Raw genomic sequence first — 16630 nt, forward strand, 5'->3', positions numbered from 1 at the left:
ACGCATGGAAGCGGAACCGGAACCGGGCGTCTCCGAGCGCTACGAGAAGACGAGCGCGTGGCCGCTCGTGGTCGCGTTCGGGCTCGTTCTCAGTGAAATCGGAATCCTGTTCAACCTCTATCCCGTCGCCGTCGGCGGCCTCGTCATGTTCGTCGCCAGCATCGCTGGCATCGTCAATGAGGCGGGATACGTGACTCGACCCTGGCGGCTTCTCGCGGGACTCGGTGTCACGCTCGCCGTCGTCGGGATGCTCGTCGTCTCGACGCAGGTCGACGGCGGCCTGTCGGCGTACATCGCCCAAGCGTCGATGTCGAATCAGATCAGCCAGCGCGGCTTTACCATCGCCGCGACGGGCGTCGTCGTTGTCGTCGCCGGCCTCGTCGCTCCGCGCGTTCTGAATCAGTAATCTCTTAGTGTATCTCTCCAAACCCACGAACAATGAGTGAACGAACCTTCGACCGGGAGACCCTGCTTGACCTGTTCGTCAACGCCATCCCGCTCGGCATCCTTCTGTTCTTCGTGGTGCTGTACGCGGTCGTCGCACCGTTCCCCGAGAACTCGGTCGTCCTCGTCGTCCAGCTGTCCATCATCTCGCTGACGGCGCTCGGACTGGCGATTCTGACCTACTACTCCGGGAAGGCCATCAGTACCGCCGAAAAGGAGGCGGGCGAATCCATCCCGCCCGGCTACTCCGAAGCGGACGCCGAAGTCGCAGGCATGCCCGGCGAGGAAGCCGGAGAAGCCACCGAGTAACGCACCCCTCCGTTCTCCGAGTTCGTTTCGAGCCGCTTAGTCCCGGATTCGTGCAGGCAAAATCATCCGACAGGGCGGCGGCATAACGCAACCTTTCTTTACCCATGGTCCTACACCTCGCCTAGATACACATGGCTGCAGAACAGCTTGCGCTAACTGTTCTCATGGGGGTGCTCCTCATCGCGGTGTTCGCGATGCTGGGCCGCATGGAGAACTGGCGCAGTTACACTTCGCTGGCAAGCGGCGAGGCGAGCGCGGCGGGCCACGGCCACAAGCCCCCGGGTATCGTCCGCTGGTTGACGACGGTCGACCACAAGGATATCGGGATACTGTACGGGACCTACGGCGTCATCGCGTTCCTCTGGGGCGGCGTCGCCGTGCTGTTGATGCGCATCGAGTTGTTCACGCCCAACTCGACCCTCATCGAACCCTCGTTCTACAACGCGCTGTTGACGAGTCACGGCATCACGATGCTGTTCCTCTTCGGGACGCCCATCATCGCCGCTTTCTCGAACTACTTCGTTCCGCTGCTCATCGGCGCGGACGACATGGCGTTCCCGCGTATCAACGCCATCGCCTTCTGGCTGCTGCCGCCGGGGGCGCTGCTCATCTGGGCCGGCTTCTTCGCGATGCCGCTCGATTTGGGTATCGCCCCCGCCCAGACGTCCTGGACGATGTACGCCCCGCTGTCGGTCGACCAGCCCAACCCGGGCGTCGACCTGATGCTTCTGGGTCTCCATCTGACCGGTATTTCAGCGACCATGGGTGCGATTAACTTCGTCGCGACCATCTTCACCGAGCGCGGCGACGACGTCACCTGGGCCAACCTCGACATCTTCAGCTGGACGATTCTCACCCAGTCGGGGCTCATCATCTTCGCGTTCCCGCTGCTCGGGAGCGCGCTCATTATGCTGCTTCTCGACCGGAACTTCGGGACGACGTTCTTCGCCGTCGAGGGCGGCGGACCCATCCTCTGGCAACACCTCTTCTGGTTCTTCGGCCATCCGGAGGTGTACATCCTCGTCCTGCCGATGATGGGGCTGGTCTCGTGGATTCTGCCGAAGTTCGCCGGCCGGAAGATCTTCGGCTTCAAGTTCGTCGTCTACTCGACGCTCGCTATCGGTGTGCTCTCCTTCGGCGTCTGGGCCCACCACATGTTCGGCAGCGGGATGGACCCCCGTATCCGGGCGTCGTTCATGGCGACGTCGCTTGCCATCGCGATTCCCTCCGCAGTCAAGACGTTCAACTGGATCACGACGCTGTGGAACGGTAACGTCCGCCTGACAGCGCCGATGCTGTTCTGTCTCGGCTTCGTCTCGAACTTCGTTCTCGGGGGCATCACCGGCGTCTTCCTGGCGGCGATTCCGGTGAACCTCGTGCTCCACGAGACGTACTACGTTGTCGGCCACTTCCACTACATCGTCATGGGGATGATTACCTTCGCCGGCTTCGGTGCCGTCTACTACTGGTTCCCCATCGTCACCGGGAAGATGTACCAGCGCACCCTCGCGAAGTGGCACTTCTGGCTGTCGATGATCGGCGTCAACATCACCTTCTTCGCGATGCTCGTCGCCGGCTACCTCGAAATGCCGCGCCGGTATGCGACCTACGAGTTCGACCCCGCACTCGCGCCGCTGGCCGAAATCACGCTGCTGCACCGTGCGATGACCGTCGGCGCCTTCCTCATCGCCATCGGGACGGTCATCTGGCTGTGGAACATCGTCCAGTCGTGGGCCGAAGGCCCCGAGGTCACCGACCCCGACCCGTGGGACACCAAGCAGTACGGCCTCCACGGCCGTGAGTTCGCCTGGTTCGAAGACCAGCTCGAAGAGGAAGGCCTGCTGGCGACCACCGACGGCGGCGAGGACGAAGACGTCGCAACCGACGGCGGTACGACCACCGACGACTAACCGCGTTCCGCTTTTCTCGCTGGACTGACAGACCTGCTTTTCCGGAGGTTCCCACCGCGAACTAGTCCACAGTAGGCACTGACAGAGGAAAACCGAGGACAGTACGTCCTCGTTGGTCAAAAACGGCTCGGATGGTGGCTATTGGGCTGAGCTGTGCCGCACGAATCGGCTTAAATCGACGTCAGCACCAGAATCAGCCCGGTCGCTGCCATCAGTAGTGCGACCCCGACGAGGACGAACAAGAGGTACTCCTTTTCGGTGAACGTCCGGCGTTCCTCGGCCATAGTTGGTGTTGGAACCACCGCGTCAAAAGGGTTTCAGAACGGCCGCGATTCCGAAGGCTCATCGGGGCCCCAGACGTAGACGACGACGTGACGGAAACCGACACCGAAGGCCTCGGTGGCCACCGCATCATCATCTTCCTCTATGTCGTCGTCGTGAGTGTCGCCGGCTTCATGGGCGCAGTCATCGGGAGTATCGGGCTTCGGGACCTCGAAGCCGTCTCGTTTTTCGGCCTCGTTACTTTCCAGCCGACGCCGTTCGGGCTGGCCGCGTTCGGCATGACCACTGTCGGGACGGTTCTCGGTATCCTGCTCGTACTCGTCGTCGGCGTTTCGGAGCGCTACGTCGACGACGTCTGATAAGCGAAAGCGATTACCACGGCCGTCTCGGAACTATTGGATATGTACCACGTCGTGATGGCGGTCGCCAAGGACGACGAGGGGCTCGCGGCGAAGGTCGACACTATCGCGGGCCTGCCGTCGGCGACCGACGCGGTCCGAGTGACGCTCGTCCACGTCCACGAAGCGGACGCGGTGGGCGAAGAGCCGGTTGCGAACCAGCCCGCCGTCGCGGAGGCACTGGAGTTGTGTTCCGAGGCGGAACTGCAGGTAGATACCTACGGTCTCATCGCGGAGACGGTACCGGAGGGACTCGTCGAGGCCATCGAAAAGCTGGACCCGGACCTCGTCTGTCTGGGCGGTCGCCGACGTTCGCCGGCCGGCAAGCGGCAACTCAAACCCGGCGCACAGGAGGTCATCCTCCAGTCCGGCGTCCCCGTCGTGATTGCCGGCGAACTCGACCATCAGGTTCCCCGAACCTGACGGCTATCCCTGTCCGACCATCCGGTCTTCGTCGTCCCACTCCTCCTGTCTGAGTTCGAACTTCTGGACCTTGCCCGTCGCCGTCGTCGGGAGTTCCTCGACGAACTCGATACGCCGAACCGTCTTGTAAGATGCCAGTTGCTCGCGCGTGAACGCGACGAGTTCGTCCCCGGTGACACCCGGCTCTTCGGGGTCGCCGTTGGCGGGGACGACGAAGGCCTTCGGCGTCTCACCCCACTCGTCGCTCGGCGAGGGGATGACCGCCACGTCGTCGACCGCCTCGTGTTCGAAGAGGGTATCCTCCAGTTCGATAGAGGAGATGTTCTCGCCGCCGGAGATGATGATGTCCTTCTTGCGGTCCTGAATCGAAATCATCCCGTTTTCGTCGATGGTCGCGAGGTCGCCCATGTGATAGTAGCCCTCGATGCGGTCGTTGAAGGCCTCCTCGGTGGCGTCGGGTTTCTCCCAGTAGCCTTCCATCACCTGATTGCCGCGGACGACGATCTCGCCGATCGTCTGGCCGTCCTGAGCCACGTCGTTGCCGTCCTCGTCGACGACCCGGACCTCGGTGCCGAGATAGCCGAGCCCCTGCTTTTTCTTGACCGCGAAGCGGTCGGCGCTGTCGCCCTCGAAGTGCCGGCGGGCGTCGGAGGTAGTGATAAGCGGGCCCGTCTCCGTCGCGCCGTAGACGTGCTTGAGATACCAGCCGAACTCGTCTTCGACCGTCCGGATTGTCGCCTCGGGCGGGGCGCTTCCCGCGGTTGCGACGCGCACGTCGCGAGCGCCGGTCGTCTCGGGGGCCCGCTCCTCGTAGTAGCTGATAAGCTGGTTGAGGACGGTCGGTGCGGCACAGAAGTAGGAGACGTCCTCGGCAGCGATGGTCTCGAAGATTCCCTCGACGTCGACCCCGCGGGTACAGACGTGTTTGGCGCCGAGACCGGTCACGGCGTAGATGTGGCCCCAGCCGTTGACGTGGAACATCGGCAGCGTCCACAGATAGGTGTCGTCATCGGAGATCTCCTGATGGATGGAGATGAGATAGGCGTGCAGGGTCTCAGCCCGGTGGGTCCGCATGACACCCTTCGGGTCGCCCGTCGTCCCCGAGGTGTAGTTGATGGTGATGACATCGTCCTCGTCCATCGTCGGCCGCTCGTAGTCGCCGTCGTTGTCCAGCCACGCCTCGAAGTCGTCCCAGTCGCCGTCGACTGCCTCGGGGTCGTTGGTCACGAACAGGTCGGTCGGGACCTCGTCGCGAATCGCCTCGATTTTGTCGGCATACTCGTAGTCGGCGTACACTGCCGACACGCCCGCGTTTTCGAGGATGTATTTGAAATCGTCGGGCGTCAGTCGATAGTTCAGCGGCGTGTGAATCGCGCCACACTGCATCGTCCCGTAGGCGGCTTCCAGATGGAAATGCGTGTTCGGGTCGAGCACGGCCACCCGGTCGCCCTTCTCGATACTGCGTTCCTGCAGGGCCGCCGAAAACCGGTCGGCGCGGTCGCCGAGTTCCGCGTAACTGTATCGCTCCCCCGTCGTCGCCACGACCGCTTCCTCGTCGCCGTAGTGTCGCCGGGCGCGGTCGAGGAAGTCGGTCACGAGCAATGGCTTGTGCATGCGTGCCAACGTATAGACGGAAACGCGTTAACTGTTTTGTACTGACAGCAGGCGATTTTTCCGCCAGAACGCCGCGGTACTGACCGGTAGTTCGTCGAAGGAATCGAGGGGACGGTCCGTGGACGCTCAGGCCAGCCCGATGGCTTCCTGATAGGCGCCGTGGTGGTCCTCGAAGACCTCCATAATCTCGCCCATCGTGGCGTAGGCTTTCACCGCGTCGATGATGGCCGGCATGACGTTCTCGTCGCTCTCGATAGCCGCCGACAGGTCATCGAGCGCGGCGTCCACCGCGTCGTCGTCACGTTCCTGCTTGACCTCTTTGAGGCGGTTCAGTTGCCGGTCGCGGGTCTCGGGGTCGACTTTCAGGATGTCCGGGTCGGCCTCCTCGTCGATCTGGTATTCGTTGACGCCGACGACGACTTCCTTGCCCGCGTCGACGCGCTTTTGGTACTCGTAGGACGCCTCCTGAATCTCCCGGTGGAAGTAGCCCTGTTCGATACCCTCGAGGACGCCGTCGCGGACCGAGCCGTCGCCGATTTCCTTGATTTCCTCGATGTAGGCCATGATTTCGGCTTCCATCTCGTTGGTCAGTTTCTCGATGGCGAAGGAGCCGCCCATCGGGTCGACGATGTCAGCGACACCAGACTCCTCGGCGAGAATCTGCTGGGTCCGAAGCGCGACCCGGACGGCATCCTCGCTCGGCAACGCCAGCGCCTCGTCGTAGCTGTTGGTGTGGAGGCTCTGGGTCCCACCCAGCACCGCAGCCATCGCCTGGACGGTGGTGCGGACGATGTTGTTCAGCGGCTGTTGGGCCGTCAGGCTCTGGCCGGCCGTCTGGGTGTGGAACTTCAGCCGCTTTGCGGCGTCCGTCTCGGCGCCGTACCACTCCTCCATGACGTTGGCATAGACCCGACGGGAGGCCCGGAACTTGGCGATTTCCTCGAAGATGGAGTTGTGGGAGTTGAAGAAGAAGGACAGGAGTGGTGCGAACTCGTCGACGTCCATTCCGCGGTCCATACAATCCTCGACGTAGGCGAACCCGTCGGCGAGCGTGAAGGCGGCCTCCTGAGCGGCGGTCGACCCAGCCTCGCGGATGTGATAGCCCGACACCGACACCGGATGGAACTTCGGCGTTTCCTCGACGGCGAACTCGATGGTGTCGGTCACGATATCGAGGGAGGGTTCCGGCGGGATGACCCACTCTTTCTGCGCGATGAACTCCTTGAGCATGTCGTTCTGGAGGGTCCCACGAATCTCCTCGCGGTCGAGGCCCTGCTGGTCCGCGAGCGCGATATACATCGCGTAGATGACCGGCGCGGAGGGGTTGATGGTAAACGACGTCGAGATTTCGCCGATATCGATCCCGTCGAAGAGGATTTCCATATCCCGCAGCGTGTCGACGGCGACGCCCTCCTTGCCGACTTCCCCCTCGCTCATCGGGTGGTCGGAGTCGATACCCATCAGGCTCGGCATGTCGAAGGCCGTCGACAGGCCGGTCTGGCCCTCGTCGATGAGATAGTGGAACCGCTCGTTGGTCTCCTCGGCGGTGCCGAAGCCCGCGAACTGCCGCATCGTCCACGTCCGACCGCGATACATCGTCGGATAGACGCCACGCGTGTAGGGCGGTTCGCCGGGGAAACCGAGGTCCTCGTCATAATCCATATCGGCGACGTCTTCCGGCCCGTAGAGGCGGTCGACCTCGTGGTTCGAGACGGTCACGAAGTCCTCTTTCCGCTCGCCACGTTCCAAGAAGGGGTCGAGCGTGTCGTCTTCCCACCGCTCTCGCTCTGCACGGATTTCCGAAAGGTCCTCCTCGTCGAACATGACCAGTTTTTCGGATGGGGCAGATATGAAGGTTGGCGTCGATATGTCGGCCTACTGGTCCTGATTCTGCTGGAGGCGCTTGGTGGTCTCCACGAGCGGGTGGTGGGCGTAGTCGACTTCCTGAATGTCGTCGATTGATTCGAGGTCGCCTTTCCGTGCCGTTTCGGCCATGCCGAGTTTGACCCGCTCGTCGAGGACGATGACGTAGGCGTCGATTTCGTCGATGCCGAGTCGGTCGGCCGCTTTCACGCGGTGGTGCCCGTCAGCCAGCAGGAGTTCGCCCGCGTTGTCGATGACTACGAGCGGTTCGGCGAGGCCGTTTTCCAGTTCGTAGGTTCGGCCTTCCAGTTCGTCCGTGTAGACTTTCGTCTGGGTCGGCGTCAGTTCCGAGAGCTGGACCGTGCGACGCTCCTCGGTGGCACCGACGCCGTGGATGCTTTCGAGCGTCTGCATCAGTTTCCCCACCTTCTCGGGGGTCGCCCGCTCGATCTGGGAGCGGATGACATCCGCGTTCGAGATGATGCCGACGAGATTGCCGGCGTCATCGACCACGGGAAGCCGCTGAATCCCCGACCGGAGGATGACGCGAGCGGCGTCGTTGATCTTCATCTCGGGGTGGGCGACGATGATGTCCTCGGTCATCACCTTGAAAATCGGCTCGTGGTCCTCGGCGAGCAGCAGGTCGCGGGCGCTGACGAACCCGTCGACGCGGCGGCCGTCACAGACCGGGAAGCCGCTGTGGGCGTCGCTGTCGGCGATTCGTTTGGCTACCTCGCCGACGGTATCGTCCGGCGATACCGTATCGACGTCGCGGGTCATGTAATCCTTCACCCGCGGCTTGTCCTCGTAGAGACCGTCTTCGGGCTCGTCGTCCATCAACCGGATGAAGGAACCGACGCCGCAAAAAGTTCACTCACCGACGTCCGTCCCGAGGAAATCCGCATAGACCGCCGTCGCGGGGCGGTTCAACTCGATACCGAGCGTTTCGAGGAACCGTTCGGTGATGACTTCCTCGATGACGTCGCCGTGTTCGTCCTCGTCGGCCTCCTCGACGAGCATCCCGACCGGAATCTGTGCGCCGGCCATCTCCGCGTGGCCGCCGGCGCTGCCGATCTGGCTGAAGGCGTCCCGGAGCGCCTCGCCCAAATCGAGGTCCGTCCCGCGCGACCGCGCCGAGGCGTACACCGTCTCCTCGGTGTAGCCGAACACGAGCGTCGTCGAGATACCGTCCATTTCGAGGAGTTTGTCCGCCGCCTGCGCGAGGGCGTCGCGGTCGTGAATCTGCCCGACGCCGGTCGTCAGCACGCCCTCCTCGACGCGCCGGTTCGTGATGGCGCCGGCGATTATCTCCAGCGTCTCGGCGGTCACGCTCGGGGATTCGATGCGCTGGAGCGCGCCGCTGTCGGCCCGGTCGACCAAGCGGGCGGCCGCCTCGAAGTCCGCAACCGAGACCTCTCGGCTGAAATCGTTCGTGTCGGTCTGAAGGCCGTAGAGTAGCCCCGTCGCGATATCCTCGGGCGGGTCGATACCCAACTGGTCGAAATACCCCGCGACGAGCGTGCTCGTCGACCCGACGCTACTCCGGAGGTCGACGAATCGGGCCTCGACGGGCGCCCGCGGCGGGTGGTGGTCGATGACGATATCGATGGGCGTCGATTCCGGCAAGCCGTCGTTGATGCCGGGTCTGGAGTGGTCGACGAGCGCGAAGCCCGCGAACTCCTCCTCGAGGTCGACCTCGTCGGTCAGATTGCGGAGGTCGTACTCCAGAAGGTTGACCAGTGCCCGGTTCTCCTGATGGTTGATGTTGCCGTAATAGCAGGGCGTCGCGTCGGTGCCGGTCGCCTCCGCGATTCGCGTCAGGCCGACTGCCGAGGCGATGGCGTCCGGGTCGGGGTTGTCGTGGGCGACGACTGCGAGCGTCCCGTCGATATCCCGCAGGATGCGTTTGAGCTTTCGCGTCCGAATCCCCTCGTCGCCCGCCCGCTCCAGCAGGTATTCGGTGGTTTCTGCGGCCGGCTCTATCGTTCTATCGGCGATGTCCTCGACGGTGTTCCGGTCGGCGTCGGTCATCCCCGTGCCGAGACACGTCAGCAGGAACGCGTCCGGATAGGCCTCGTTGGCGGTTCGGGTCAGCGAGAGGCGCCGGGCGTCCTCGTCGGGGGCGACGATGACCGAATCGACCGACCCTGCGACAGTCCGGAGGCCGTCCGCGTCGGTCGTTTCGAGCGACCGCGCGTCGATGCCCTCCTCGCGGAGCGAGTCGGCGCGTCGCTCGTCATCGACGACGACGACCAGCGACTCCGGCCGGCGTGCCAGTCGCTCGACGAGCGGCAAGCCGACCGACCCACACCCCAGCACCAACCGGTCCATGCGTAGCGCTGGGAGCGGGAGCGTCTAAAACGTGCGGAAAAAGACGTGCGGAACGTTATCCCTGCAGGACCGCCGCGGCCGCGTCGAAAGCGGCCGTATCGAAGACGGCGAGACCGGGCAGCAGGGCGACGGTCATGACCGCGGCGATGAGAATCGCCGCGTACAGGGCCGTCGGATAGCTCTCGATTTCGCGCGGTTCGTCGGCTTCCTCGAGCCACATCGCCTTGATGACGCGGCTGTAGTAGAAGAGGCTCAGCGCGCTGTTGACCGCGCCCACGAGGGCGAGCCACCAGACGCCGGCGCCGACCGCGCCCGCGAAGAGGTAGTACTTCGAGATGAAGCCGCCGCCGACCGGCAGGCCGGCCAGCGAGAACAGGAAGACGGTCATCGCGACACAGGCCAGCGGCGCCTCCTTGGCGAGGCCGTTGTAGTCGCGGAAGGTCCGACCGACGTCCCAGTACTCGACGAGGGCGATGAACAGGAACGCGCCCGTGTTCATGAAGCCGTAGACGAGCAGGTGAATCATCCCGGCACCGAGGACTGTCGCTTCCGTGCCCGGGCCGCCGATGCCCGTCAGCGCGGCAAGCGCGATGAGGACGTAGCCGGCGTGGCCGATGCTCGAATACGCGAGCATCCGCTTGACGTTCTCCTGGGTGGCCGCCGCGAAGTTACCCACCGTCATCGTGAGGACGGCGAGAATCTGGAAGGCGAGCACCCAGTCGATGGCGTAGACCTCACCGGCGATAGCGTCGATGGGGAACGCGACCACGAAGACGCGGAACGCGACCACGAAGCCGGCGGCCTTCGAGGCCGACGAGAGGAACGCCGCGATGGGTGCGGGCGCGCCCTCGTAGGCGTCGGGCGCCCAGAAGTGGAACGGCACGGAGGCCGTCTTGTACGCGAACCCGGCCAGAATCATCAGGACGCCGATGCCGAAGACGCCGGGATAGTCGGCCGCGGCCGTGCCGGCGGCCGCCGCCACGTCGGGCAGCAGGAGGCTTCCGGTCGAGGCGTAGACCAGCGAGATGCCGTAGACCAGGATGGACGACGACAGCGCGCCGATGAGGAAGTACTTCAGGCCCGCCTCGACGGAACCGCGGTTGTGTTTGAGATAGGCCACCAGCGCGTAGGAAGGCAGGGAGGCCAGCTCCAGCGAGACGAAGACGACGGCGAGGCTGTTGGCAGAGGCCATGATGGACATGCCGGTCGCCGCCAGCAGGACGAGCAGATAATACTCGGCCTGATGTGCGAGGTCCCGGATGTAGTCGATGGAGCCGAGCGTGACGAGCGCGGTCACGCTTCCGAAGATGAACGTGAACAGGAGGCTCATCCCGTCGACGACCAGTTGGCCCTGGAAGAGTTCGACGCCACCCTCGGCGGCGCCGGACAGCAGCAGGATGCCGGAGATGGCCATCGCGACGACCGAACCGCCAGTCGCGATAGCTGCGAGCACTCCTTGGTGGGTACTATCCGGGTCAATAGCGTCGACGACGAACAGCGCCAGCGCCGCGAGGACGAACGCGCCGACCGGCGATAACAGCAGCCAGTTACTCAGATGCTCCATTAGAGGTCACCTCCGAATTCGATAACGTCGATTGTGGCGTCCCGAATCATCTCGAAGAAGATGTCGGGAGCCGTCCCCAGCGCGATGATGAGGAGGACGAGCGTCACCAGCGGCACCACGTCGTGGACGGGCGCGCGGGTGATTTCGTAATCAGTTTCGAGCCGGAAGGGCCCGAACAGCGACCGCTGCATCGCCCACAGCAGGTAGCCGGCGACGATGACGATACCGAACATCGCCACTGCGGTAAACAGCGGCGCGCTCGGCAGGACCGTCGACTCGAAGGCGCCGAGGAAGATGAACAGTTCCGCGGCGAAGCCGGCCATCAGCGGCAGGCCCATGTAGCCGAACGCGCCGGCGACGAAGACACCCGACGTGACGGGCATCTTGTCGGCGATACCCGACATGTCACCGACCATCCGGGTGTGGGTCGTGTTGTAGATGACGCCGACCGTCATGAACAACAGCCCGGAGATGAGGCCGTGGGCGATCATCTGGAAGGTCGCGCCGCCGACGCCGTAGACGGTGTAGGCGACGAGTCCGAGGATGACGTAACCCATCGACGACACCGAGGAGTACGCAACGATGCGCTTGAGGTCCGACTGCGCCAGCGCGAGCAGCGCGCCGTAGATGATCGAGATCACGGCGATAGCCGCGATGGGGACTGCGAGCGTGGCGGCCTGCTCGGGCAGCATCGTGAAGTTGAACCGGAGCAGGGCGTAGGTACCCATCTTCAGGAGGACGCCGGCCAGCATGACGGATGCGGGCGTCGGCGCCTCGACGTGGGCGTCCGGCAGCCACGTATGGACCGGGACGACGGGGACCTTCACCGCGAAGCCGATGAACATGGCGATGAAGGCCAGCAGGGCCAACGTCTCAGGGCCGAGCGGGCCGAGTGCCCCGAGTTGGCCGGCCCGGAGCGCCTGTGCGACCGCCGGCAAGCCCGTCGTGGAGACGGCGCCACCGAGGCCGAACAGGAGCGCGAAGTAGCCGACGAACATCACCAGCGAGGCGATGTTCGTGTAGACGAAGAACTTGATCGCCGCGTACTTCCGGCGCGGGCCGCCCCAGACGCCGATGAGGAAGTACATCGGAACGAGGACGGCCTCCCAGAAGACGAACCAGAGGATGAAATCCAGCGCGCCGAAGACACCGATGAGGCTCGCCTCCATGAACAGCATGAGGCCGTAGAACTGGCTCTGCCGTTCGTCGATGGGCGTCCACGCACTCAGGATGGCCAGCGTCGTCAGGACCGTCGAGAGGACGACAAGCGGCAGCGAGATGCCGTCCAGCCCCATGTGGTAGTTGACCGCGTAGGGACCGAGTTCGAGCCACTCGAAGAACGTCTCGTAGGCGATGTCGCCGCCCAGCAGGGCGTTACCGCTGCCGTCGAAGGCGGCGTACATGTACAGCGAGATGACGAGCGGAACGAGGCTGACGCCGAAGGCGAGTTTCTTCGCGTAGCGGTTCGGGGCGACGAAGACGCCCACGGCGCCGAGCAGACACAGCGCGATGAGGGCTTCGATGTACATTCAGAACCACCCCCCGAGCGCCGCGAAGACGCCCAGCAGTACGAGCAGGCTGAGCACGAGCAGCGCTGCGTAGTTGGTTACGATACCTGTCTGAAGCCGACGCAGGCGGTCGCCGGAGAAGAGACTCACGCTGGAGACCGCGTTGACCGCGCCGTCGATGACACCCTGGTCGAAGGTGTCGGCGAGACGCGAAACGCGGAGCGTGAGGCCCTCGGCGAGCCATACCTGATACTCGTCTTGGTAGTAGTTGTGCATGAGCAGCGTCTGAATCCCGCCGAGTTTCTCGGTGTGACGGGTCGGTTCGGCACCGCGGTAGAGGAAGAACGCCGACCCGGCGCCGGCCAGCGCGAGACCGAGGCTGAGGCCGGCACCGAGCAGCATCGTTCCGACTTCGCCGCCGACGAGCGTGCCCGACGAGTAGTGCGCGAAGTCGTGGGTCAACTCGCCGTAGTGGTGGGCGCTCGTCAGGAAGCCCTCGCTGGCCTCGTTATCGAGGAACGCATGGAGGAAGTCGACGTTCGCGCCCGTGAGTTTCTTGATGGGCAGCGGGTTGATGAAGCCGATGACGACCGCGAGGACGCCGAGCACGCTGAGCGGGAACTTGACGTTCCAGCGGACGGCGTGGGGGTCTTCGGCGGTGTCGCTTCGGGGCTCACCGTGGAAGGTCAGCATGACCATCCGGAGGGTGTAGAAGCCCGTCAGGAAGACCGCTGCGAGGCCCATCGCGTAGGCACCGAGCAGCAGCGGGCTGCCGCCGAGACCGTGGACGAGCGCCTCGTAGAGCACCTCGTCCTTGGACCAGAAGCCCGAGAACGGGAAGATGCCCGCAAGCGCGAGCGACCCGGCGAGGAACGTAAGGTAGGTCACGCGCATCTCGTCTTTCAGGCCGCCCATGTCCCACATGTCCTCGTTGTGGTGCATGGCGATGATGACCGACCCGGCACCGAGGAACAGCAGCGCCTTGAACACGGCGTGAGTCGTGAGGTGGAAGAACGCGGCCACGTAGCCGCCCGACCCAAGCGCGAGCATCATGTAGCCGTACTGGCTGATGGTCGAGTACGCCAGCACCTGCTTGATCTCGTTCTTGACGAGGCCCATCGTCGCCGCGAACAGCGCGGTGAAGCCGCCGATGAAGGCGATAATGGCAAGCACCGTCGGCAGCAGCGCGTAGAAGCCGTACATCCGGGCGACGAGGAAGACACCGGCGGCAACCATCGTCGCTGCGTGAATCAGCGCGGAGACGGGCGTCGGGCCTTCCATCGCGTCCGGCAGCCACGTGTGCAGCGGGAACTGGGCGGATTTGCCCATCACGCCGCCGAGCACGAGGAGGCCGAGAATCGAGAACCACGTCGCGGCGTCGAAGCCGAAGTACGTGGCCGACCCGGAGAGTGCTTCCTCGGCCAGCGCCGGGAAGCCCTCGGCACCCGCGAACTGCGCGGTACCGAACGTCGCCAGAACGCCGACGACGCCGATGAGGAAGAAGTAGTCACCGAAGCGGGTGACGAGGAAGGCCTTCTTCGCTGCGGACGGCGGGGCGTCCTCGCGGAACCAGTGGCCGATGAGCAGGAACGAACAGAGGCCCACCAGTTCGAAGAACATGAAGGCCATCAGCAGGTTGTCCGAGAAGACGAACGCGAGCATGCTCGCGCTGAAGAGGCCGAGGCCGGCGTAGTAGCGCGGCAGGCCCGGTTCGCCCTCGTCGTTCATGTAGCCGAGCGAGAAGATGTGGACGAGGAAGGCGATAAGCGAGACGATGACCAGCATCGACGCCGACAGCGGGTCGATGAGCAGGCCGAAGCTGAGGTCGAACGTCTCGGTGGCGTCGACGAACGTATATAGCGTTTCGTTGTAGCCTTCGCCGGTCAGGGCGACGGTCCCGAGCACCACGAGCGACAGGCCGAGCGAGCCGGCCGTCGCGAGGATGCCCGCGAGGGCGCCCTTCTTGGGCATCCACTTGCCCGCGAGGAGGGCTACAAGGAACGACACGAACGGGAGTGCGGCGATAGCCGGCGCGTATGCGAATATTCCTGCCATATTACCACTTCAGAGTCGTTGCCTCGGTTACGTCTACGTCCTCGAAGTTACGGTAGAGGACGAGGATGATGCCGATACCGATGGCGACCTCCGCGGCGGCAAGCGCCATCGTGAACAGCGCGAAGGTCTGACCGGTCACCTCTCCCCAGTAAAACGAGAACGCGACGAGGTTGATGTTCGCTGCGTTCAGCATCAACTCGACGCTCATCAAGAACATCAGCGCGTTCTTGCGCGTCAGGATGCCGAAGAGGCCGGTACAGAAGACGGCCGCCGACAGAACGAGGTAGTACTCGACGGGAACGGTTTCGAGCACCATCAGGAACCACCCTCCTCGTCCCGCTCGGCGAGCATGACGGCGCCGTCCAGCGCGGCGTCGAGGACGACGGCAATGGTGATGAAGGACACGAGGAAGCCTTCACCGGCGATGTCGCCCCCGGGAAGGTCGAACATCGTGTAGGCGAGGGACCTCGTCACCGACCCATCCCCGAAGCCGGCCGGCGACCCGAAGCCGGCGGTGAGGAAGACGGCGGCGAGGAAGCCGAACAACGCCACCGCCAGGATTCCGGCCACCTTGCTCGTTTCCGTATGGAGGCGGGGACGCGTCGTCATGCCGTCACCTCCTCGGTGTCGACGTCTTCATCCCGGCGGACTAACATGACGGCGAAGGTGATCAGGACGAGCACCCCACCGACATACACGAGTACCTGCATCGCCGCCAGGAACTCGGCGCTTAACATCACGTAGTGGACCGCGACGGACAGCAACGCTGCACCCAAAAGCAGCGCCGAATGCCACACGTCACGGACCAACACGACGCCCAAGCTCGCTCCGACCGTCACCAGAGCGAACAGGAGGAACGCCAGTGTCTCAAGCGGTACTACAGCCATTGTTTACCCCTGAAGCGGGGTACCCTTTGAAGATTTCCTTATGTAGTCGAAAACCGGGGGCAATCGGGGCCGATTCGGAGCCGAATCGGCCTATTCGTCGAGCAGTCCCATGTCTTCGGCGACGAAATCCGCGAGCTGGTCGAGCACGGCGGGGTCGACTTCGGCAATCTCCTCGCCATCGTGGAGTTGTTCGTTGTGGCGCGCGACCGCATCCTCGACGTCCTCGAACGGCACGCGCGTTCGGGTATCACACGCCGAACAGACCACGGGCACCTCGGGGAGTTCCTCGTCGCTCATACCCGTTGGGACGCCTGCAGCCCTAAAAACCGGCGCGGTTCCGAACGCGACAGGCACGGACTCGAAGTCAGGAACGCAGATGTCGGAAGCACGACTATCCACGGTGTTTCAGCCATTTAAATAGAGATAGGAGAAGCATCCGCGAGCGCCCGAAGGGCGCGAGCGGTTCCGCCGCGCCGAACGAAGTGAGGCACGGGACCAAGGGCCGACCGTAGGGAGGCCCGCCGTGTCTTTTTCATGAACGTTTTTGCCGGCGCGCGAAGCGCGCCGTGCAAAAAGGTTCTATTGGTAGTCCACTTCGCCTTCGCCTTCGTCGATCCACGCGCCGCGGTCGGGTTCGCGGGAGGCGAGGGGGTCGATGTCCTTGAACCAGGGAACGTTCTTGAGCTGTTCCTTGTTGTAGGCGAGTTCGTCCTTCGTGTCGGCGGTGAACTCGAAGTTCTGGGTCAGGAGGATGGCGTCGACGGGACAGACCTCCTCGCAGAGTCGGCAGTAGATACACTGGCCGATGTGGAGGTTGTACTCCTCGCCGTTGCGCTGTTCGTCCGTGATAATCTGGATGGTGTCGTTCGGACAGACGTTCTCACACTGTCGGCACCAGATACAACGCTCCTGGCTGAACTTGTGGACGCCGCGGAACCGCGGGGAGACGTCGGGCGTCTCCTCGGGGTACTGGACGGTGAACTTCTCACCGTCGAGGGCGTGTTTCATCGTCGTTGCCATCGATTTGAGCATTCCGATCATG

General features: G+C 63.9%; 17 protein-coding genes. 5 read left to right on the top strand and 12 right to left on the bottom strand.

Going from position 1 to position 16630, the window contains the following annotated elements:
• Positions 1–4 precede the first annotated feature (4 nt).
• The 5 genes from HWV23_RS05280 (at position 5) to HWV23_RS05300 (ending at position 3766) form a co-directional block, all read left to right on the top strand.
• The gene (locus HWV23_RS05280) at positions 5–406 is read left to right on the top strand and encodes a DUF7541 family protein (protein WP_246282731.1); all 402 of its coding nucleotides are present in this window, start codon (positions 5–7) and stop codon (positions 404–406) included.
• Between the two features lie 32 nt (positions 407–438).
• Positions 439–753: a DUF6684 family protein gene (locus HWV23_RS05285; protein ID WP_178289379.1), complete on the top strand. Its 315-nt coding sequence runs from the start codon at positions 439–441 to the stop codon at positions 751–753.
• A 131-nt stretch (positions 754–884) separates the two neighbouring features.
• Entirely contained in the window at positions 885–2663 is a 1779-nt protein-coding gene (gene ctaD, locus HWV23_RS05290; protein ID WP_178289380.1) for a cytochrome c oxidase subunit I, read from the top strand.
• Between the two features lie 371 nt (positions 2664–3034).
• Positions 3035–3304: a DUF7520 family protein gene (locus tag HWV23_RS05295; protein ID WP_246282732.1), complete on the top strand. Its 270-nt coding sequence runs from the start codon at positions 3035–3037 to the stop codon at positions 3302–3304.
• A gap of 42 nt (positions 3305–3346) precedes the next feature.
• Positions 3347–3766 (top strand): universal stress protein, encoded by a 420-nt coding sequence (locus HWV23_RS05300; protein ID WP_178289381.1) that lies wholly within the window; start codon positions 3347–3349, stop codon positions 3764–3766.
• A 3-nt stretch (positions 3767–3769) separates the two neighbouring features.
• Here HWV23_RS05300 and HWV23_RS05305 read toward each other — a convergent pair whose 3' ends face one another.
• The 12 genes from HWV23_RS05305 to HWV23_RS05360 all read right to left on the bottom strand — a co-directional run bounded on the left by HWV23_RS05305 (position 3770) and on the right by HWV23_RS05360 (position 16629).
• Positions 3770–5380, bottom strand: a complete 1611-nt coding sequence (locus HWV23_RS05305) for a long-chain-fatty-acid--CoA ligase (protein WP_178289382.1) — start codon at positions 5378–5380, stop codon at positions 3770–3772.
• A gap of 126 nt (positions 5381–5506) precedes the next feature.
• Positions 5507–7204, bottom strand: coding sequence for an acyl-CoA mutase large subunit family protein (locus tag HWV23_RS05310; protein ID WP_178289383.1), 1698 nt, complete (start codon positions 7202–7204; stop codon positions 5507–5509).
• 51 nt (positions 7205–7255) lie between these two features.
• The gene (locus HWV23_RS05315) at positions 7256–8080 is read right to left on the bottom strand and encodes a CBS pair associated ParBc domain-containing protein (protein ID WP_178289384.1); all 825 of its coding nucleotides are present in this window, start codon (positions 8078–8080) and stop codon (positions 7256–7258) included.
• Positions 8081–8113: 33 nt separating this feature from the next.
• Positions 8114–9574, bottom strand: a complete 1461-nt coding sequence (locus HWV23_RS05320; protein ID WP_178289385.1) for a DHH family phosphoesterase — start codon at positions 9572–9574, stop codon at positions 8114–8116.
• Positions 9575–9629: 55 nt separating this feature from the next.
• A complete protein-coding gene (locus HWV23_RS05325; protein WP_178289386.1) occupies positions 9630–11138 on the bottom strand; it encodes an NADH-quinone oxidoreductase subunit N in 1509 nt (502 codons plus the stop codon).
• Positions 11138–12667 (bottom strand): complex I subunit 4 family protein, encoded by a 1530-nt coding sequence (locus HWV23_RS05330; protein WP_178289387.1) that lies wholly within the window; start codon positions 12665–12667, stop codon positions 11138–11140. Before HWV23_RS05330 ends, HWV23_RS05325 begins: the two co-directional genes overlap by 1 nt.
• Entirely contained in the window at positions 12668–14701 is a 2034-nt protein-coding gene (gene nuoL, locus HWV23_RS05335) for an NADH-quinone oxidoreductase subunit L (protein WP_178289388.1), read from the bottom strand.
• 1 nt (position 14702) lies between these two features.
• On the bottom strand, positions 14703–15017 hold the full coding sequence (gene nuoK / locus HWV23_RS05340; RefSeq protein ID WP_178289389.1) for an NADH-quinone oxidoreductase subunit NuoK: 315 nt from the start codon (positions 15015–15017) through the stop codon (positions 14703–14705).
• Positions 15017–15310 (bottom strand): hypothetical protein, encoded by a 294-nt coding sequence (locus tag HWV23_RS05345; protein ID WP_178289390.1) that lies wholly within the window; start codon positions 15308–15310, stop codon positions 15017–15019. Before HWV23_RS05345 ends, nuoK begins: the two co-directional genes overlap by 1 nt.
• A complete protein-coding gene (locus tag HWV23_RS05350; RefSeq protein ID WP_178289391.1) occupies positions 15307–15588 on the bottom strand; it encodes an NADH-quinone oxidoreductase subunit J in 282 nt (93 codons plus the stop codon). The genes HWV23_RS05345 and HWV23_RS05350 overlap by 4 nt, the downstream gene beginning before the upstream one ends.
• Before the next feature lie 90 nt (positions 15589–15678).
• On the bottom strand, positions 15679–15885 hold the full coding sequence (locus tag HWV23_RS05355; RefSeq protein WP_178289392.1) for a DUF8149 family protein: 207 nt from the start codon (positions 15883–15885) through the stop codon (positions 15679–15681).
• A 282-nt stretch (positions 15886–16167) separates the two neighbouring features.
• Complete coding sequence (locus HWV23_RS05360; protein ID WP_178289393.1) at positions 16168–16629, bottom strand: NuoI/complex I 23 kDa subunit family protein; 462 nt, start codon at positions 16627–16629, stop codon at positions 16168–16170.
• Between the last annotated feature and the right edge of the window lies 1 nt (position 16630).

It is taken from the genome of Natronomonas halophila, assembly GCF_013391085.1.
Classification (GTDB): domain Archaea; phylum Halobacteriota; class Halobacteria; order Halobacteriales; family Haloarculaceae; genus Natronomonas; species Natronomonas halophila.